This is a genomic window from Xanthomonas sp. BRIP62418, assembly GCF_003993495.1.
GTDB lineage: Bacteria > Pseudomonadota > Gammaproteobacteria > Xanthomonadales > Xanthomonadaceae > Xanthomonas > Xanthomonas euroxanthea.
Genome location: NZ_QEZG01000040.1, coordinates 1 through 17570 on the forward strand (window position 1 = coordinate 1; position 17570 = coordinate 17570).

At 66.9% G+C, this 17570-nt stretch carries 20 protein-coding genes and 1 tRNA gene; 17 read left to right on the top strand and 4 right to left on the bottom strand.

What is annotated here, in order from left to right; translation table 11 throughout:
* The first annotated feature begins 79 nt into the window (after positions 1–79).
* From EO174_RS12950 to queE, 15 genes are all read left to right on the top strand, one after another.
* Positions 80–607, top strand: a complete 528-nt coding sequence (locus EO174_RS12950; RefSeq protein ID WP_126944855.1) for an N-acetyltransferase — start codon at positions 80–82, stop codon at positions 605–607.
* 11 nt (positions 608–618) lie between these two features.
* Positions 619–1257 carry an alpha/beta hydrolase gene (locus EO174_RS12955; RefSeq protein ID WP_343132546.1) on the top strand — a complete coding sequence of 213 codons (639 nt, stop codon included), beginning with the start codon at positions 619–621 and terminating at the stop codon, positions 1255–1257.
* Between the two features lie 74 nt (positions 1258–1331).
* Positions 1332–2060 carry a YebC/PmpR family DNA-binding transcriptional regulator gene (locus EO174_RS12960; RefSeq protein WP_104584708.1) on the top strand — a complete coding sequence of 243 codons (729 nt, stop codon included), beginning with the start codon at positions 1332–1334 and terminating at the stop codon, positions 2058–2060.
* A gap of 112 nt (positions 2061–2172) precedes the next feature.
* Complete coding sequence (gene ruvC, locus EO174_RS12965; protein WP_016904120.1) at positions 2173–2697, top strand: crossover junction endodeoxyribonuclease RuvC; 525 nt, start codon at positions 2173–2175, stop codon at positions 2695–2697.
* 157 nt (positions 2698–2854) lie between these two features.
* Positions 2855–3439, top strand: a complete 585-nt coding sequence (gene ruvA, locus EO174_RS12970; RefSeq protein ID WP_023904818.1) for a Holliday junction branch migration protein RuvA — start codon at positions 2855–2857, stop codon at positions 3437–3439.
* A gap of 52 nt (positions 3440–3491) precedes the next feature.
* Positions 3492–5399, top strand: coding sequence for a potassium transporter Kup (locus tag EO174_RS12975; RefSeq protein WP_126944861.1), 1908 nt, complete (start codon positions 3492–3494; stop codon positions 5397–5399).
* Positions 5400–5529: 130 nt separating this feature from the next.
* Positions 5530–6564, top strand: coding sequence for a Holliday junction branch migration DNA helicase RuvB (gene ruvB, locus EO174_RS12980; protein WP_126944864.1), 1035 nt, complete (start codon positions 5530–5532; stop codon positions 6562–6564).
* A gap of 52 nt (positions 6565–6616) precedes the next feature.
* The gene (gene ybgC, locus EO174_RS12985) at positions 6617–7075 is read left to right on the top strand and encodes a tol-pal system-associated acyl-CoA thioesterase (RefSeq protein WP_126944867.1); all 459 of its coding nucleotides are present in this window, start codon (positions 6617–6619) and stop codon (positions 7073–7075) included.
* Between the two features lie 11 nt (positions 7076–7086).
* Positions 7087–7866 carry a protein TolQ gene (gene tolQ, locus EO174_RS12990; protein ID WP_016904125.1) on the top strand — a complete coding sequence of 260 codons (780 nt, stop codon included), beginning with the start codon at positions 7087–7089 and terminating at the stop codon, positions 7864–7866.
* Between the two features lie 235 nt (positions 7867–8101).
* Positions 8102–8551 carry a protein TolR gene (gene tolR / locus EO174_RS12995; RefSeq protein ID WP_016904126.1) on the top strand — a complete coding sequence of 150 codons (450 nt, stop codon included), beginning with the start codon at positions 8102–8104 and terminating at the stop codon, positions 8549–8551.
* Positions 8541–9581, top strand: a complete 1041-nt coding sequence (gene tolA, locus EO174_RS13000; protein WP_104584700.1) for a cell envelope integrity protein TolA — start codon at positions 8541–8543, stop codon at positions 9579–9581. The genes tolR and tolA overlap by 11 nt, the downstream gene beginning before the upstream one ends.
* 262 nt (positions 9582–9843) lie before the next feature.
* Complete coding sequence (gene tolB, locus EO174_RS13005; RefSeq protein ID WP_104584698.1) at positions 9844–11163, top strand: Tol-Pal system beta propeller repeat protein TolB; 1320 nt, start codon at positions 9844–9846, stop codon at positions 11161–11163.
* Between the two features lie 57 nt (positions 11164–11220).
* Positions 11221–11739 (top strand): peptidoglycan-associated lipoprotein Pal, encoded by a 519-nt coding sequence (pal, locus tag EO174_RS13010; RefSeq protein WP_016904129.1) that lies wholly within the window; start codon positions 11221–11223, stop codon positions 11737–11739.
* Positions 11740–11745: 6 nt separating this feature from the next.
* A complete protein-coding gene (ybgF, locus tag EO174_RS13015) occupies positions 11746–12564 on the top strand; it encodes a tol-pal system protein YbgF (protein ID WP_126944870.1) in 819 nt (272 codons plus the stop codon).
* A gap of 44 nt (positions 12565–12608) precedes the next feature.
* A complete protein-coding gene (gene queE / locus EO174_RS13020) occupies positions 12609–13292 on the top strand; it encodes a 7-carboxy-7-deazaguanine synthase QueE (protein ID WP_104584694.1) in 684 nt (227 codons plus the stop codon).
* Between the two features lie 190 nt (positions 13293–13482).
* On the opposite strand, the gene EO174_RS13025 is transcribed toward queE, so the two are convergent.
* Positions 13483–14349: an aldo/keto reductase family oxidoreductase gene (locus EO174_RS13025; protein WP_126945326.1), complete on the bottom strand. Its 867-nt coding sequence runs from the start codon at positions 14347–14349 to the stop codon at positions 13483–13485.
* 526 nt (positions 14350–14875) lie between these two features.
* Between EO174_RS13025 and EO174_RS13030 the strand changes: the two genes are divergently transcribed.
* Entirely contained in the window at positions 14876–15097 is a 222-nt protein-coding gene (locus tag EO174_RS13030) for a hypothetical protein (protein WP_126944873.1), read from the top strand.
* Entirely contained in the window at positions 15094–15417 is a 324-nt protein-coding gene (locus tag EO174_RS13035; RefSeq protein ID WP_164739163.1) for a hypothetical protein, read from the top strand. Before EO174_RS13030 ends, EO174_RS13035 begins: the two co-directional genes overlap by 4 nt.
* A gap of 228 nt (positions 15418–15645) precedes the next feature.
* Here EO174_RS13035 and EO174_RS13040 read toward each other — a convergent pair.
* From EO174_RS13040 to EO174_RS13050, 3 genes are all read right to left on the bottom strand, one after another.
* Positions 15646–15721: transfer RNA gene (locus EO174_RS13040), tRNA-Lys, on the bottom strand.
* 47 nt (positions 15722–15768) lie between these two features.
* The gene (gene queC, locus EO174_RS13045) at positions 15769–16443 is read right to left on the bottom strand and encodes a 7-cyano-7-deazaguanine synthase QueC (protein ID WP_016904340.1); all 675 of its coding nucleotides are present in this window, start codon (positions 16441–16443) and stop codon (positions 15769–15771) included.
* A gap of 233 nt (positions 16444–16676) precedes the next feature.
* Positions 16677–17570 carry a LysR family transcriptional regulator ArgP gene (locus EO174_RS13050; RefSeq protein ID WP_126944876.1) on the bottom strand — a complete coding sequence of 298 codons (894 nt, stop codon included), beginning with the start codon at positions 17568–17570 and terminating at the stop codon, positions 16677–16679.

The following is a 17570-nucleotide window of genomic DNA, read 5'->3' on the forward strand; positions in this document are numbered from 1 at the left end:
CCCCAATCCCCAATCCCCGCTTGCGGCAACGAAGCCGCATGCGCGAAGCTGCCACGTCCCCCCGGCATGAGACGCCCGCATGACCCGCATCCGCCGCGCCACACCGGACGATGCCGAAGCCTTGTCGCTGCTGGCTGCGCAGACGTTCACCGAAACCTTCGGGCATCTGTACCCGCCAGAGGATCTGCACGGCTTTCTGCAGGAGACCTACGCGGTCGAGCGCGCACGCATCGTGCTGGCGCATCCGGACTATGCGATCTGGCTGCTGGAGATGGACAACCTGCTGGTCGGCCACGCCGCCGCCGGGCCCTGCGGGCTGCCGCACCAGGACGTGCGTCCCGGCGACGGTGAGCTCAAACGGCTGTATCTGTTGAAGGACTACCAGAACAGTGGCTGGGGCAGCCGCCTGTTCGAGACCACGCTGGAATGGCTGGAGCGCGACGGCCCGCGCACGCTGTGGATCGGCGTGTGGTCGGAGAATTTCGGCGCACAACGCTTCTACGCCCGCTACGGTTTCGAAAAGGTGGGCGAGTACGATTTCCCGGTCGGCAAGATCCTCGACCGCGAATTCATCCTGCGCCGCACCCCGCGCATTGCGGCCGACTGAGCGACACGCCGATGCCAGCGGGTGCGCGACGTGCGACCGCAACCGCCGGCGTGCTGCTGGTACACGGCGTCTGGAATACCGCGCACTGGCTGTTGCCGCTCGCGCGTCGGCTGCGTGCCGAGGGCCTGGCGCCGGCGCTGTTCGGCTACGCCAGCGTGCTCGGCGGTCCGGCGCAGGCGGTGCCGCGGCTGATCGAACGCCTGCAGGCGACCGGCGCGCAGTGGCTGGTCTGCCATAGCCTGGGCGGGCTGGTCGCGCTGCAGGCCCTGCGCACCGCGCCCGCATTGCCGGTGCGCCGGGTGGTCTGCCTGGGCTCGCCGTTGTGCGGCAGCGCTGCGGCGCGCGGCCTGGCCCGGCGCGGCGGGCGCTGGGCGCTGGGGCGCAGCGCGGCCTTGCTGCAGCACGGTGTCGCGCACTGGGACGGCGAGGCGGAGATCGGCCAGGTCGCCGGCACCGTCGCGCGCGGGGTGGGGCGCTGGCTGGCGCCGCTGGACGGCGGCTCGGACGGCACCGTGGCGCTGGCCGAAACCCGCCTGCCGGGGCTGCGCGACCATTGCGTGGTGCAGGCCAGCCACAGCGGTCTGTTGCGTTCGCCCGAGGCCGCGCAGCAGGTGCTGCGCTTCCTGCGCCACGGCCGGTTTGGCCACTGAACGCCGCGCCCCGGTGCGGGCGAGCAATCAGGTAAAATTCGCGCCCTGTCATTCAAGCCAGTCTGGAACCACCCATGGGTAGAGGCCCCTCCATCGAAGGCCGCAAGAACGCCTCCGACGCCAAACGCGGCAAGATGTTCACCAAGATCATTCGCGAGATCAGCGTCGCCGCGCGCGGCGGCGGTGGCGATCCGTCCAACAATCCGCGCCTGCGCGTGGCGGTGGACAAGGGTCTGTCGGCGAACATGTCCAAGGACGTGATCGAGCGCGCCATCAAGAAAGCCACCGGCGAGCTGGAAGGCGTGGAATACGAGGAAGTGCGCTACGAGGGCTACGCCCCCGGCGGCGTGGCGGTGATCGTGGACTGCCTGACCGACAACCGCGTGCGCGCGGTGGCCGACGTGCGCCATGCCTTCAGCAAGTGCGGCGGCAACATGGGCACCGACGGCTCGGTGGCCTTCATGTTCAAGCGCCTGGGCGTGCTGAGCTTTGCCGCCGGCACCGACGAAGACACCCTCACCGACGCGGCCATCGAAGCCGGCGCCGACGACGTGGTGGTCTATCCGGAAGACGGCGCCATCGACGTACTGACCGCCCCGGAGGCCTTCGCCCAGGTCAAGCAGGCGCTGACCGCCGCCGGCCTGGAGCCGGCCCACGCCGAAATCACCTTCCGCGCCGAAAACGACATCGCCGTCGACGGCGACACCGCCGTGCAGGTCCGCAAGCTGCTCGACATGCTCGAAGACCTGGACGACGTCCAGGACGTGTATTCGAACGTCGACCAGTCGAGTCTCGGCGCCTGATGAAGGCCGGGATGGCGGGATTCGGCATTCGGGATTCGCAACAGCAATGCGATCGCCGTACTGCATGCGCATCACCAATCCCGAATCCCCAATCTCCAATCCCGGCCGCTCGATGACCCGCATCCTGGGCATCGATCCCGGCTCGCAGCGGACCGGGCTCGGCATCATCGACGTCGATGAGAGCGGTCGCAGCCGGCATGTCTATCATGCGCCGCTGGTGCTGCTGGGCGAGGGCGACTTCGCCCAGCGGCTCAAGCGCCTGCTGCACGGGCTGGGCGAGGTGATCGAGACCTACCGGCCGCAGGAAGTGGCGATCGAGAAGGTGTTCATGGGCAAGAGTGCCGATTCCGCGCTCAAGCTCGGCCACGCGCGTGGGGCGGCGATCTGCGCGGTGGTGCTGCGCGACCTGCCGGTGCACGAGTACGCTGCCACCGAGATCAAGCTGGCGCTGGTCGGCAAGGGCGGGGCGGACAAGGTGCAGGTCCAGCACATGGTCGGCATCATGCTCAACCTGAAAGGCAAGCTGCAGGCCGACGCCGCCGACGCACTGGCGGTCGCCATCACCCACGCCCACGTGCGCGCCACCGCGCAGCGCCTGGGCGTCAATACCCAACAGGCCTGGAGCCGCAAGAAATGAGAATCGGGATTCGGGAGTCGGGATTGGGGATTCGAAAAAGCGGGTCCGCCTGTGCTGAGCTGATGGGGCTGTACGCGGCAGTCGTTAACGGCCGCGCGGGGAATAACCAATCCCCAATCCCCAATGCCCAATCTCGGCACCTCCTTGGAGGTGCCCAATGATCGGCCGCCTGCGCGGGATCCTGGCCTACAAGCAGCCGCCGTGGCTGGTGATCGACGTGGGCGGGGTGGGCTACGAGCTGGAGGCGCCGATGAGCACCTTCTACGACCTGCCCGATGTCGGCCGCGACGTGATCCTGTTCACCCACTACGCGCAGAAGGAAGACAGCGTGTCGCTGTACGGATTCCTGCGCGAAGGCGAGCGCAGGCTGTTCCGCGACGTGCAGAAGGTCACCGGCATCGGCGCCAAGATCGCGCTGGCGGTGCTGTCCGGGGTCAGCGTGGACGAGTTCGCCCGCCTGATCACCAGCGGCGACATCACCGCGCTGACGCGCATCCCCGGCATCGGCAAGAAGACCGCCGAGCGTATGGTGGTGGAGCTGCGCGACCGCGCCGCCGACTTCAGCAGCGGTGCGCCGATCACCGGCCAGCTCGGCCCGGATGCGGTGTCCGAAGCCACGGTGGCGTTGCAGCAACTAGGTTACAAGCCGGCCGAGGCCGCACGCATGGCACGCGAGGCCGGGGCAGAAGGCGACGAAGTCGCCACGGTCATTCGCAAGGCCCTCCAGGCCGCGCTCCGCTAGGCTGCGCTGTCTTCCTCTCCTTCACGCCACTTGGCGATACCCTGCCCACTTCATGTCCCAGACCCCCACTTCCGCAGCTGGCCACGGCCATGCGCCTGCCAATAGCCATATGGCCTTGGTCATCGGCGCCATCGGCGTCGTCTTCGGCGATATCGGCACCAGTCCGCTGTACACCCTCAAGGAGGCGTTCTCGCCGCACTACGGGCTGACCAGCGATCACAACACCGTGCTGGGCGTGCTGTCACTGGCGTTCTGGGCGCTGATGGTCACGGTGACGCTCAAGTACGTCACCATCATCATGCGCGCCGACAACGAGGGCGAGGGCGGCATCATGGCCTTGATGGCGCTGACCCAGCGCACCATGCGCAACGGCTCGCGCTCGGCGTACGTGGTCGGCATCCTCGGCATCTTCGGCGCCTCGCTGTTCTTCGGCGATGGCGTGATCACCCCGGCCATCTCGGTGATGGGCGCGGTGGAAGGCCTGGAAATCGCCGCGCCCAGCCTGCATCCCTTCATCGTGCCGATCACCGTGATCGTGCTGCTGGTTGTGTTCATGGTGCAGCGCTTCGGCACCGAAAAGGTCGGCAAGGTGTTCGGGCCGATCACCTGCCTGTGGTTCCTGTCGCTGGGGGCGATCGGCGCCTGGAACATCATCGATGCGCCGGAAGTGCTGAAGGCCTTCAATCCGTGGTGGGCGATCCGCTTCTTCATGGAGCATGGCTGGCACGGGGTGTTCATCCTCGGCGCGGTGGTGCTGGCGGTGACCGGCGGCGAGGCGCTGTACGCGGACATGGGCCACTTCGGCGCCAGGCCGATCCGCCACGGCTGGTATTTCTTCGTGCTGCCGATGCTGCTGCTCAATTACCTGGGGCAGGGCGCGCTGGTGCTCAATCACCCCTCCGCGCTGAAGAACCCGTTCTTCGAAGCGGTGCCGGGCTGGGCGCTGTATCCGATGATCATCCTGGCCACGCTGGCGGCCGTGATCGCGTCGCAGGCGGTCATCACCGGCGCCTATTCGGTGGCCCGCCAGGCGATGCAGCTGGGCTACATCCCGCGCATGCTGATCAAGCACACCTCGCGCACCACCATCGGCCAGATCTACGTGCCCGGCATCAACTGGCTGTTGATGGTGATGGTGATCGCGCTGGTGCTGATCTTCCGCAGTTCCACCAATCTGGCGGTGGCCTACGGCATCTCGGTGTCGATGACCATGCTGATAGACACGCTGCTGCTGGCGCTGGTGGCGCGGTCGTTGTGGCCGCGCTGGCGCAACTGGGTGCTGCCGCTGTGCGTGGTGTTCTTCTTCATCGAGCTGGCCTTCGTCATCGCCAATGGTGCCAAGCTGCTGCAGGGCGCCTGGTTCCCGCTGGCGCTGGGCATCGTGGTGTTCACCCTGATGCGTACCTGGCGCCGCGGCCGCGCGCTGCTGCGCGAGGAAATCCGCAAGGACGGCATCCGCATCGACAGCTTCCTGCCGGGCCTGATGCTGGCCCCGCCGGCGCGCGTGCCGGGCATGGCGGTGTTCCTCACCGCCGACCCGATGGTCGTGCCGCATGCGCTGATGCACAACCTCAAGCACAACAAGGTGCTGCACGAGCGCAACATCTTCCTCAACGTCGACACCTTGCCGATCCCATACGCGCCGGCCGACAAGCGCCTGCAGATCGAATCGATCGGCGACGAGTTCTACCGCGTCTATGTGCGCTTCGGCTTCATGGAGACGCCGGACGTGCCGCTGGCACTGATGCGCTCCTGCGACCAGGGCGGCATCCATTTCGACCCGATGGACACCACCTTCTTCGCCAGCCGCGAGACCATCGTGGCCAGCGCCAACCGCGGCATGCCGATCTGGCGCGACAAGCTGTTCGCGCTGATGCATCGCAACGCCGCCCCGGCCACCGGCTTCTTCCGCATCCCCGGCAACCGCCTGGTCGAGCTGGGCGCCCAGGTCGAGATCTGAGGCCGCCTGCGGCGGCCCGGGATTGGGGATTGGGGAGTCGGGATTGGCAAGAGCGTAGCGCCGGAGGCGCCTCGCAGCCCATACTAGCTAGCTGCCAATCCCGAATGACGAATCCCCAATCCCAGCTCTAATGGACCGCATCATCGCCAGCAATGCCACCCGCGAAGACGATGCCGCCGATGCGAGCATCCGGCCCAAGCGCCTGGCCGACTATCTCGGCCAGCAGCCGGTGCGCGAGCAGATGGAGATCTACATCGAAGCGGCCAAGGCGCGCGGCGAGGCGATGGACCATGTGCTGATCTTCGGCCCGCCCGGCCTGGGCAAGACCACGCTCAGCCATGTCATCGCCAACGAGCTGGGCGTGAACCTGCGCTCGACCTCCGGCCCGGTAATCGAAAAGGCCGGCGACCTGGCCGCGCTGCTGACCAATCTGCAGCCGCACGACGTGCTGTTCATCGACGAGATCCATCGCCTCTCGCCGGTGGTGGAAGAAGTGCTGTACCCGGCGATGGAAGATTTCCAGATCGACATCATGATCGGCGACGGCCCGGCCGCGCGCTCGATCAAGATCGACCTGCCGCCGTTCACCCTGATCGGCGCCACCACCCGTGCCGGCCTGCTGACCGCGCCGCTGCGCGACCGCTTCGGCATCGTGCAGCGGCTGGAGTTCTATTCGCCGCAGGAACTGACCCGAATCGTGATTCGCTCGGCGGCGATCCTGGGCATCGACTGCACGCCCGAAGGCGCGGCCGAGATCGCCCGCCGCGCGCGCGGCACCCCGCGTATCGCCAACCGGCTGCTGCGGCGTGTGCGCGACTTTGCCCAGGTCAAGGCCGCCGGGCATATCGACCTGCCGGTGGCGCAGGCGGCGATGCAGATGCTCAAGGTCGACCCGGAAGGCTTCGACGAGCTCGACCGGCGCATGCTGCGGGTGATCGTCGAACACTTCGACGGCGGTCCGGTCGGCGTGGAATCGCTGGCCGCCTCGCTGTCGGAGGAGCGCGGCACGCTGGAAGACGTGATCGAGCCCTATCTGATCCAGCAGGGCTTTCTGATCCGCACCGCGCGCGGCCGCATGGTCACCACCAAGGCCTATCTGCACCTGGGCCTGAAGCCGCCGCGCGATCGCGCCCCGGGCATCGGCGAGCCGGGAGAGCTGTTCTGATGGTGCCCCGTTTGTCGCTCGCCCGGCCCGTCTCGACCAACCCTCCGTGCCCATGACCGCCGACGCCCGATTCCCGTCTCCCGATTTTCCGCCAGTATTCAGTTGGCCGACACGCGTGTACTGGGAAGATACCGACGCCGGCGGGGTGGTCTACCATGCGCGCTACGTCGCCTTCATGGAGCGTGCGCGTACCGAATGGATGCGCGCGGCCGGTTACGGGCAGGAACGCCTGCGCCAGCAGCACGAGCTGGTGTTTGCGGTTCGCTCGATGCAACTGGATTTCCTCAAGCCGGCCCGGCTCGACGATGCGCTGTCAGTGTCGGCAGTGTTGCTGCGATGCAGACGGGCCAGCCTGCTGTTTGCGCAGTCGGTACGTCGCGAGGGCGAAGTGCTGCTGACCGCCGAGGTGCGCATTGCCGCACTCGGCACCGGCGACTTCCGCCCGCGCGGGATGGACGATGCGCTGTATGACGTGTTGAAAGCTCTAGAAACCCCAGAATCCGATTACTGAGGAACAAACGGATGTCGATTGCATTGCTCCTGGCCCTGCAGGACACGGTAGTGGAAGCACTACCGCAGGACGTTGCCGCCGCTGCGGCACAGACCGCCAGCGTGGCGCACAACAGCAGCATCAACTATGTCGATCTGATCCTGCGGGCGAGTATCCCGGTCAAGATCATCGTGCTGCTGCTGCTGATCGGCTCGTTCATCAGCTGGGTGATCATCTTCCGCAAGGCGCGCGCCTTCAAGCAGGCCAACCGCGAGGCGGACGAGTTCGAAAACCGCTTCTGGTCCGGCGCCGATCTGGCCAAGCTCTACGCATCGGCCACCGACCGCAACCGCACCGTCGGCGGCCTGGAGTCGATGTTCGAGAGCGGCTTCCGCGAGTTCTCGCGGCTGCGTGACCGCCGCCGGCTGGACGGGCGGGTGCAGCTGGAGGGCGCGCAGCGTGCCATGCGCACCGCCTTCACCCGCGAAGTCGACCAGCTCGAGCGCAATCTCGAATTGCTGGCCAACATCGGCTCCACCGCGCCGTACGTCGGCCTGGTCGGCACCGTGTTCGGCATCATGGTGACCATGCACGACATGGTCAGCAGCGGCGAGCAGGCCGGTATCGCGGCCGTGGCGCCGGGTATTTCTGAAGCCCTGTTCGCCACCGCCATCGGTCTGTTCGTGGCAATTCCGGCCGTGTGGGCCTACAACCGCTTCACCACCCGCGTGGAACGGCTGTCGGTGCGCTACGAGACCTTCGCCGACGAGTTCAGCTCGATCCTGCAACGCCAGGCCGGCGCGGACGAGTGATGCACGCGCCCTGCGACAGCCGGCAGGTAGGCCAATCTCCTGCCATGGCCCGCACACCCCGGTGCGCGGACGTGGCCGGGGTGGCAGCCGCTCATGCCCGATTCCCGCTGCGCAGGGACTGGGCAGGCCAGCCACGCGCGACAGCTCGCACCCGCGTGTGCGAGGGATTGGATGGGCGAGTCCGCCGCAAGAGCCCGCACATCCATGTGCGGGGGATCAATAGGAACGTTCCGCGATGATTTCCGGTATTTCCCGCCGTAAGAAGCGCAAGCTCAAATCCGACATCAATGTCGTGCCGTACATCGACGTGATGCTGGTGCTGCTGATCATCTTCATGGTGACCGCACCGCTGCTGACCCTGAGCACTGACGTGAACCTGCCGAGCTCGCGCGCCAAGGCGCTGGAGAGCAAGCAGGATCCGGTCGTGGTGGTGGTCGCTGCCGACGGCCAGCTTGCCCTGCAGCTGCCCAAGGGCAAGCCGCAGGCCATGGACGTGGCCGCGCTGCAGGCGCAGCTGGCCGCGATCGTGGCGCAGGACAAGGACGCGCGCGTGGTGGTGGCCGGCGATCGCGCCGCGCCGTATCAAAAGATCATGGACGCCATCGACGTGCTCAAGCAGGCCAAGGTCGAGAAGGTCGGCCTGATCTCCGACTCCGGCGGCACTGCAGGCAGCGATGCACGCTGACGCACTCCCCACCCAGACCGCACGCGAGGATGGCTGGCTGCGACCGGTCATGCTGGCCCTGGTCGTGCACGTGCTGGTCGCGCTGGTGTTCATTGCCGGCTGGCTGTGGTCGCCCGAACGCTCGGTCGAGCCGGCGGCGGGCGATCCCAGTATGGAAGCCTCGCTGGACGTGTCCGCGGCCGAAGCACGCGTCGCGCGCCAGGCGCTGAAGGCCACGCCGGTGGAGGCACCGCCACCGCCCGCGCCGCTGCCCGAGCCGGCGCCGGAAGATACCGTGCCGCCGCCGCAGCCGATTCCCGAGCCGCGTCCGCAGGATGCGCCCACGCCGCAACAGGCGCAGGCACAGGAGCGCGTCGCGCAACCCGACAAGGTCGACCAGGACCGTGTCGATGCGCTGGCACTGTCGGCGGAAAAGGCCAAGCAGGAGCAGGAAGCCAAGCGCCGCCAGGAGCAGATCGACCTGACCGAGCGCAAGCGCCAGGAAGAGGCCGAGCAGAAACTGCGCCTGGCCAAGCAGCAGGAAGAAGCCGACGCCAAGAAGAAGCAGGCTGCCGCGCAACAGGCTGCCGCCGATGCCGAGCGCGAGAAGAAGATCGCCGAGATCCGCCGCCAGCGCGAGCAGGCCACCAAGGAGGCCGCGCTGGCCGAGCAGAAGCTGCGCCAGGTCGCCGCCGCGCGCGCGCAGCAGGCCTCGTCGGCTGCCGCCGCCAGCGCGCAACCGACCGCAGGGCAGGGCGGCACCAGCACCGATCTGTCGGCCAAGTACGCCGCGGCGATCCAGCAGAAGGTGCTGGCGCAGTGGGTGCGCCCGCCGTCGGTGCCGCCGGGCCAGAAGTGCACCATCAACATCCGCCAGTTGCCCGGCGGCAGCGTGATGGAAGCCAAGGTGGCGCCCGGCTGCCCGTACGACGAGGCCGGCCAGCGCTCGATCGAGGCCGCGGTGCTGAGCGCCCAGCCATTGCCGTATCGCGGATTCGAGTCGGTCTTCCAGCGCAACCTGACGTTTGTGTTCACCGCCCAGGACCAGTAAGCACAGGTCACGGGTGGCCGGGGCGCGGCAGCACAGCCTGCGCTGCGCCTCGGCAGGGAAGCGGTAGCGATCCACTGCCTGGTGCAGGTCTGCCGGGCAACCGAGCGGCGCGCCACCGCAAGCCCGCTGGCTCTAAACTGACGCAAGCGCCTGCTGGTGGACCACTCGCTCCATTTTCACGCTGTCTCGTTCACGATTGCGAGTATGTTCACTCGCTGATTGGTATCCCTTGCACACTTTTCCTGCCCGATCCGAGCCGTCCATGAAAAAACCGCTGCGTTGGCTAGCTGCCTTGACCGCCCTGTTGTTGCCGCTGAGCGCACTTGCGCAACAGCAAGGGCTCACCATCGATATCGTGGGCGGTAGCGCCTCGGCGACACCGATCACCGTCGTGCCCATGCCGTACCAAGGTTCCGGTACTGCGCCACAGACCGATGTGTCTGCCGTCGTCGGCGCCGATCTGGACCGCTCCGGCCAGTTCCGCACGCTGCCGGTTGCACAGATCGTCGAAAAGCCGACCCGTGGCACCGAGGTGCAGTTCCAGACCTGGCGCACGCTCAAGCAGAACTACATCGTGGTCGGCCGCGTCATGGACGCCGGCGAAGGCGCCTACCGCGTGGAGTACGAACTGTTCGACGTGGCCAAGGGCGAGCGCCTGCTCGGCCTGGCGATGACTGCGCGCGCCAACGCGATGCGCGATGTCTCGCACCAGATGGCCGATGCGATCTACGAGAAGATCACCGGCGTGCGCGGCGCGTTCTGGACCCGGATTGCCTACGTGACCGCCAGCGGCAAGGGTGGCGCGATGCGCTATGCATTGATGGTGGCCGATTCGGATGGCTACAACCCGCAGACTATCGTGCGTTCGGCCGAGCCGCTGCTGTCGCCGAACTGGAGCCCGGACGGCAAGAAGCTGGCCTATGTGAGCTTCGAGCGCGGCAATTCCTCGATCTACCTGCAGGACATCGCCACCGGCGCGCGTGAACTGGTGTCCAGCTTCCGCGGCATCAACGGTGCGCCGTCGTTCTCGCCGGACGGGCGTCGCCTGGCGCTGGCACTGTCGCGCAGCGGCAACCCGGAAATCTACGTGATGGACCTGGGCAGCAAGCAGCTGACCCAGCTGACCAACCACTTCGGCATCGACACCGAGCCGACCTGGGCGCCGGATGGTGGCAGCATCTACTTCACCTCCGATCGCGGCGGTCGTCCGCAGATCTATCAGGTCTCTGCCAGCGGCGGCAGCGCCAACCGCGTGACCTTCCAGGGCAACTACAACGCCACCGCTAGCGTGTCCTTCGACGGCAAGAAGATCGCCGTGGCGCAGGGCAGCGGCAATAGCTACCGCATCGCCATGATGGATCGCAGCCTGGGTTCGCCGAGCTGGAGCACGCTCTCGCCGGGGTCGCTGGACGAGTCGCCTAGCTTTGCGCCGAACGCCAGCATGGTGCTGTACGCCGCACGTGAGGGTGGCCGTGGCGTGCTCTACGCCGTCTCCGCCGACGCTCGCGTCCGCCAGCGTCTGGTCCTGGCCGATGGCGATGTGAGAGAACCCGCATGGGGGCCTTACCGAACCGCGCATTAATGTTAATATTTCGCTGCGTTAAACCACTCATTGGCCCAGAGCCTCCATAGGTATCCCATGAACAAGTCCACCCGCGTCTTGCTTGTCTCCCTGTTGTCCGTTGCCGTGCTGGCCGGTTGTTCGAAGAAGGTGAAGGAAACTCCGCCTCCTGCGACTGACACCACCGCTGGTTCCTCCGTTCCAACCGGCCCGTCCACCTCTGGCCTGTACGGCCCGGGCGACCTGGATACCGATGCCTGCCTGCGCCAGCGCGTTGTCTACTTCGATCTGGATCAGGACTCCCTGAAGCCGGAATTCCAGGCCATCATGGCGTGCCACGCCAAGTACCTGCGTGACCGTCCGTCCTCGCGCATCACCCTGCAGGGCAATGCCGACGAGCGCGGTTCGCGCGAGTACAACATGGGTCTGGGCGAGCGTCGCGGCAATGCCGTGTCGTCCTCGTTGCAGGCTGCCGGCGGTTCCGCCAGCCAGCTGACCGTGGTCAGCTACGGCGAAGAGCGTCCGGTCTGCACCGAAACCAGCGAAAGCTGCTGGTCGCAGAACCGTCGCGTTGAAATCGTGTACACGGCTCAGTAAGAAGCGATGCGCTTTCGAGTGACATCCCTGTTCGTCGCGGCGGCCCTTGTGGTCGCCGCGCCGGCGCACGCGCAGCGAGCCAGTCTCGCTGATCGTGTTGCCGTGCTTGAGCAACAGCAGGCCAACAGCCAGGCCAACAACGATCTTCTCAATCAGCTGCAGCAGGCGCGTTCGGACCTGCAGGGCTTGCGAGCGACCGTGGAGCAGCTGCAGCACGACAACGAACAACTCAAGCAGCAGTCCAAGGACCAGTATCTGGATCTGGACGGACGCCTGAACCGCCTGGAAGGGGCAGGTGGCGCAACGCCGCCATTGCCATCGCCCGCCGGCAGCGTCACACCGGCCCCGGCTCCTGCCGCGCGGCCTGCAGCGGCGGCAACTTCCGAGAAGCCGCCCAGCGTACATGGCGATCCAGGCACGATGGCCGTCAGCAATGACGAACGCACTGCCTACAACGTCGCCTTCGATGCATTGAAGAACGGCAAGTACGACGATGCCTCGCAGTTGTTTTTGAGCTTTCTCGAGCTCTATCCCAATGGCGTCTACACCCCAAATGCCTTGTATTGGTTAGGCGAAAGCTATTACGCCACCCGAAATTTCCAGCTGGCCGAGGCGCAGTTCCGCGATCTGGTCAGCCGCTATCCCACGCATGACAAGGCCTCTGGCGGCCTGTTGAAGCTTGGCCTGTCGCAGTATGGCGAAGGCAAGAACGACGAAGCCCAGCAGACCTTGCAGCAGGTCGCAACGCAGTATCCCGGCTCCGACGCAGCGCGCGTGGCCCAGGAGCGTCTGCAGTCCATCCGTCTCGGCCAGCAACTGCGCTGAGCCGTGTTGCGTTCGCGCCTTCGGGCGTGGCGCATACTTTGCCCATGAACGCCGCCGCCGTCCCCAGCGAGATCGTCCAGTCGCCGTTGCCGCGATTAAAGATCACCGAAATCTTCCTGTCCCTGCAAGGCGAAGCCGAGGCCGCCGGCTGGCCGACCGTGTTCGTGCGTCTGACCGGTTGCCCGCTACGCTGCCACTACTGCGATACCGCCTACGCCTTCCATGGCGGTGAATGGCACGACATCGACGCGATCGTTGCCGAAGTCGCCGGCCACGGCGTGCGCCATGTCTGTGTGACTGGCGGCGAGCCGCTGGCGCAGAAGCGCTGCCTGGTGCTGCTGCAGAAACTGTGCGATGCCGGCTTCGATGTTTCGCTGGAGACGTCCGGCGCGCTGGACGTGTCGGCGGTCGATCCGCGCGTCTCGCGCGTGGTCGACATCAAGACCCCCGCATCCGGCGAGCAACTGCGCAATCGCTGGGAAAATCTGCCGCTGCTGACCGCACGCGACCAGATCAAGTTCGTGATCTGCAGCCGCGCCGATTACGAATGGGCGCGCGAGATCGTCGCGGCCCATGCGCTGGACCGCCGCTGCACGGTGTGGTTTTCGCCCAGCAAGAGCGAAGTGACGCCGCGGCAGCTGGCCGACTGGATCGTGGCCGATCGTCTGCCGGTGCGCTTCCAGATGCAGCTGCACAAGCTGCTGTGGAACGACGAACCGGGGCGCTAGGCGCGACCGACACGACGCCTGCGCGTACCGCCAGGCAGGCGTACCCGATACCCGGCATCGGCGTCTGCCAAGCGTCCACCGTGCGTGCTGACGCGCCGTCCGCATCCGCCTGGCGAGCACTGGCGATGTTGCGTTGGCCGCTCCGATCCGGCGCTCGGCGCGCTGCCCGGCGGGAGGCAGCGGTGCGCGTCTACGCAGCGATCCTGTTCAATTCTTCGACGGCATCGGCCGGCAGTTTCAGTTCCGCTGCGAACAGATTGGCGCGCAGGTGCGCCACCGACGAAGTTCCCGGAATCAGTAGGATGTTGGGCGAGCGCTGCAGCAACCAGGCCAGTGCCACCTGCATCGGGGTTGCGGCCAGGCGCCCGGCAACAGCGGCGAGCGTGGACGATTGCAACGGCGAGAAACCGCCGAGCGGGAAGAACGGCACGTAGGCGATGCCGTCGCGCGCGAGCGCGTCGATGAGGGCGTCGTCGTGCCGATGCGCGACGTTGTACATGTTCTGCACGCAGACGATGTCGGTCATGGCGCGTGCCTCGGCCACCTGCGTCGCGGTGACGTTGCTGATGCCGATGTGCCGCACCAGGCCATCGCGCTGCAGCGCGATCAGGGTCTCCAGCTGTTCGGCAATCGAGCCTTCCGCCGGTTCCTGCGTCTTGAACATCACGCGCAGGTTGACCACCTCCAGCGTTTCCAGCCCCAGATTACGCAGATTGTCGTGCACCGCCTCGACCAGTTGCTGCGGCGAGAAGGCCGGCAGCCAGGAACCATCCGCGCCGCGGGCGGCGCCGATCTTGGTGACGAGGGTCAGCGCCTGCGGGTAGGGATGCAGTGCCTCGCGGATCAGTTGATTGGTGGTGTGCGGCCCGTAGAAATCGCTGGTGTCGATATGGTTGACGCCGTGCGCCATCGCGTCGCGCAGTACCGCCAACGCGCCTTCGCGATCCTTGGGCGGGCCGAACACGCCGGGCCCCGCGAGCTGCATCGCGCCGTAGCCGATGCGGGCGACGCTGCGATCTCCAAGAAGAAACGTGCCGGCTTTTTCGATGTTGCTCATGGCGTTGCGCTCGCGTGTCGTTGAGCCAACAACGATAGGAAACGTGGCGCGGCATGTGAATTCGCATTTGCTGCGGAGCCGGTTCGCTCCCGCCAGGGCGTGTGACATATGGGCGCAGCCGCATCGGCCCAGCCGATCGTCCAGCGGGATGTGCCGAAGTTTCAGCTTTTGCTGGCGCGGCGGGCAGTGCTTTCGCCGCGTCGCGTCGCAACCGCCGCGTCGTCGCGGCGGTGTGTCTTTGCGTTGACAGGCGCCAAGCGGCGGAGCGAGTATTCCAGCGTCGCCGCCCATTCGGCGACCGGGATTGGTCTCCCGACGACTCAGGCGCACCAGCGCCCATCGATCGATGCAAGGCGCTTTTTTGTCGCCCTACATCGCGCGGGGGTGCGTGCTTGCCATCTTTATGGCGGGCGGTACGCGGGGGGCTTCGGCCCCGCCGGTCCCTGAGTCCGGTAGACCAACCCGTACCGTCCGCCACCCCGCTTGGTCTCGGGTTGGCGGACTCCACTCTACTCAGGAGTTCTGCATGTACTACGACACCCAAGAAGCATCCGCGTCTGCGGCAGACCGAATCGTCCACCATTTCGATCCGGCCGCCAACGCATTCGAATGGAACCGTGCAGCCTCTTTCAACCTGACGCCGCGCGGCGAAGGCCCCAGCACACCCGTTCACCCGCTTACGTCTGCCTACCGTCGTCTGGTTGCGGTGATCGTTGGCGTCGATGGCCCCTCGGAGATGCAGCGATGAGCGCCAACAGGCAATTCCGCGTCTGTGAGGGTGTGGTTCTCAGCGTCGAGGCGATGCAGGGCTATGTGCTGGCGATGCTGCATTCCGACGCGCGGCCCGATGCGTCGCCTGTCCTGATCGCCTGCGAAGCCACTGGCTTTGATGAGGTCTTGCCGGGCAGCGATGCGCAGAGCGTCGTGCTGGGCCGCCTGCATGTCTGCATGCGTGTGGACGCGGCAGTGGACGTGCTCAGGTGGCTGCGCAAGCAGGCGCGCGCCGTCGGGGCCGCGCGACGAACGCGGCGCGTGCAATCGCGTGTCCAGAAGACGCGAGCCAGGTGATCAGCGGGAGTGACACGGCCGCCAGCACCGGGCCCGGGACCTGACGGCCGGCGCAGCGTGATCGGGCGGGAGGGGCCGGCTTGGGTGGCGCCGCGCGCGCTGCGATAGGCGCTGCACCCCATCCAACCGCGTGGCCGTGCAACACGTTGCATGGCTGCGCAGTTGCCGGTGGATTGTCCGCAGGCACAAAAAAAGCGCCCTGGGCGCCCTTTACGTTGTTGATCTGATTGGTGGGCCGTGATGGATTCGAACCATCGACCAAAAGATTAAAAGTCTTCTGCTCTACCGACTGAGCTAACGGCCCACTGTCCCGGCAGCGCGCCGGGGTGCGCATTCTACCCTACACCGGCGTCAAGGCGAAATGGCGTAGTGGGTGGGGTCCGGGACGCCGGCGTCGGCAAAACCGGCCGCGCGCAGGCGGCAGGCGTCGCAGTGGCCGCAGGCGCGTCCGTCGGCGTCGGCGCGGTAGCAGGACACGGTCAGGCCGAAGTCCACGCCCAGGCGCACGCCTTCACGCACGATGTCGGCCTTGCTGAGGAACTGCAGCGGTGCATGCACGCGCAGGCCGGCGCCTTCCACGCCGGCCTTGGTGGCCAGGTTGGCCAGCACTTCGAAGGCGCGCACGAATTCGGGCCGGCAGTCCGGGTAACCGGAATAATCGACCGCGTTGACGCCGCAGAACAGGTCGTTGGCGCCGATTACCTCGGCCCAGCCCAGCGCCAGCGACAGCATGATGGTGTTGCGCGCCGGCACGTAGGTGACCGGAATGCCGTCGCCACCGGCGTCGGGCACGTCGATGTCGTCGGTGAGCGCCGAGCCGCCGATGCTGCGCAGGTCCACGTCCACCACCTTGTGCGCGATCACCCCCTGCGCGGCGGCCACGCGCGCGGCGGCGTCCAGCTCGGAGGTATGGCGCTGGCCGTAGCGCACGCTCAGGGCATGCACGGCAAACCCCTGCTCCTGCGCAAGCGCGATGACGGCAGCGGAATCCATGCCCCCGGACAACAGAACAACGGCTTTTTTCATGACGGATCGGCAATCACAACGGAATAGGCGGAAAGGCTAGCAGGCTCGGCGTGGCACGGCGAGCCGGTCGCTGCTGCGGCGGCAGCGCGATGCCGGGCAACGCGGCTGTGCCAAGCGCGCGCGGGCAGGGTAGCGACCGTATCTGCACGTCAATTCGGTGCGACATCCTGCCGGCAGTTGCGCGCCTCGGGCTTCGGAGGTGCCTGCCCGCTTCGCGTGCGGCACGGCCGGTCTCAGCGCAGGCTCGCGGCCGCCGCCTTGCGCAAGGCCTGGCCAAGTTGCTGCAGGGCGCGCGAGCGCACTGCTGCGCACTGCCAGTACAGCGGCACATCGAGCCAGCGGCCGGGATCGATGATGACCACCTGCCTGTCACGCACGGCGGGGGTGACCATCGATTCTGGCGCCAGACACCAGCCGAGTCCGCGTGCGGCAGCTTCGACAAAGCCGGTCGAGGTTGGCAGGTAGTGGATCGGCGGCGCCACCTGCACGCGGGTGATGCGGCGGACGAAGCGGGTTTGCAGCGTGTCCTTTCGGTTGAACACTAGCATCGGTGCGCGCGCGAGAGCCGCTGCACTCAAGCCCTGCGTGAAGTGCGTCGCAACGAATGCGGCCGATGCGATGGCGTGATAACGCATCACTCCCAGCGCTTGCACGTTGCAGCCCTGCAACGGCTTGCGCTCGGCAGTGACGGCGCCGAGCACCGCGCCCGATCGCAACAACTCCAAGGTGTGGTCCTGGTCGTCCATCTGCACATCGAACAGAAAACCATGTGCGCGATGCAGCGCCGACAAGGCCGCCAGGAACCAGGTCTGCAGCGAGTCGTCGTTGACGGCGATGGCCAGCGTGCGCGGATGCCCGGCGTTGCTGTCGCCGGGAAGGAAATCGGCAATCGCTTCGGACTCCAGTACCTGCATCGGCTTCACGCGGCGCAGCAGGCGCTCGCCGGCCGGAGTAGGGCGGCAGGGAGCCTTGCGGATCACCAGTACCTGGCCGAGCCGGTCTTCCAGTGCCTTGACCCGCTGCGAAATTGCCGACGGCGTCACCGACAGCCGCCGCGCAGCGGCGTCGAAGCTGCCTTCCTCGAGAACGGCAGCGAATGCAGCCAGTTGCGGATGCAGCAGATCCAT

Coding starts and splice junctions, on each gene's coding strand:
- EO174_RS12950 (WP_126944855.1), top strand. CDS start 80: ATGACCCGCATCCGCCGCGCCACACCGGACGATGCCGAAGCCTTGTCG.
- EO174_RS12955 (WP_343132546.1), top strand. CDS start 619: ATGCCAGCGGGTGCGCGACGTGCGACCGCAACCGCCGGCGTGCTGCTG.
- EO174_RS12960 (WP_104584708.1), top strand. CDS start 1,332: ATGGGTAGAGGCCCCTCCATCGAAGGCCGCAAGAACGCCTCCGACGCC.
- ruvC (WP_016904120.1), top strand. CDS start 2,173: ATGACCCGCATCCTGGGCATCGATCCCGGCTCGCAGCGGACCGGGCTC.
- ruvA (WP_023904818.1), top strand. CDS start 2,855: ATGATCGGCCGCCTGCGCGGGATCCTGGCCTACAAGCAGCCGCCGTGG.
- EO174_RS12975 (WP_126944861.1), top strand. CDS start 3,492: ATGTCCCAGACCCCCACTTCCGCAGCTGGCCACGGCCATGCGCCTGCC.
- ruvB (WP_126944864.1), top strand. CDS start 5,530: ATGGACCGCATCATCGCCAGCAATGCCACCCGCGAAGACGATGCCGCC.
- ybgC (WP_126944867.1), top strand. CDS start 6,617: ATGACCGCCGACGCCCGATTCCCGTCTCCCGATTTTCCGCCAGTATTC.
- tolQ (WP_016904125.1), top strand. CDS start 7,087: ATGTCGATTGCATTGCTCCTGGCCCTGCAGGACACGGTAGTGGAAGCA.
- tolR (WP_016904126.1), top strand. CDS start 8,102: ATGATTTCCGGTATTTCCCGCCGTAAGAAGCGCAAGCTCAAATCCGAC.
- tolA (WP_104584700.1), top strand. CDS start 8,541: ATGCACGCTGACGCACTCCCCACCCAGACCGCACGCGAGGATGGCTGG.
- tolB (WP_104584698.1), top strand. CDS start 9,844: ATGAAAAAACCGCTGCGTTGGCTAGCTGCCTTGACCGCCCTGTTGTTG.
- pal (WP_016904129.1), top strand. CDS start 11,221: ATGAACAAGTCCACCCGCGTCTTGCTTGTCTCCCTGTTGTCCGTTGCC.
- ybgF (WP_126944870.1), top strand. CDS start 11,746: ATGCGCTTTCGAGTGACATCCCTGTTCGTCGCGGCGGCCCTTGTGGTC.
- queE (WP_104584694.1), top strand. CDS start 12,609: ATGAACGCCGCCGCCGTCCCCAGCGAGATCGTCCAGTCGCCGTTGCCG.
- EO174_RS13025 (WP_126945326.1), bottom strand. CDS start 14,349: ATGAGCAACATCGAAAAAGCCGGCACGTTTCTTCTTGGAGATCGCAGC.
- EO174_RS13030 (WP_126944873.1), top strand. CDS start 14,876: ATGTACTACGACACCCAAGAAGCATCCGCGTCTGCGGCAGACCGAATC.
- EO174_RS13035 (WP_164739163.1), top strand. CDS start 15,094: ATGAGCGCCAACAGGCAATTCCGCGTCTGTGAGGGTGTGGTTCTCAGC.
- queC (WP_016904340.1), bottom strand. CDS start 16,443: ATGAAAAAAGCCGTTGTTCTGTTGTCCGGGGGCATGGATTCCGCTGCC.
- EO174_RS13050 (WP_126944876.1), bottom strand. CDS start 17,570: ATGGATCTGCTGCATCCGCAACTGGCTGCATTCGCTGCCGTTCTCGAG.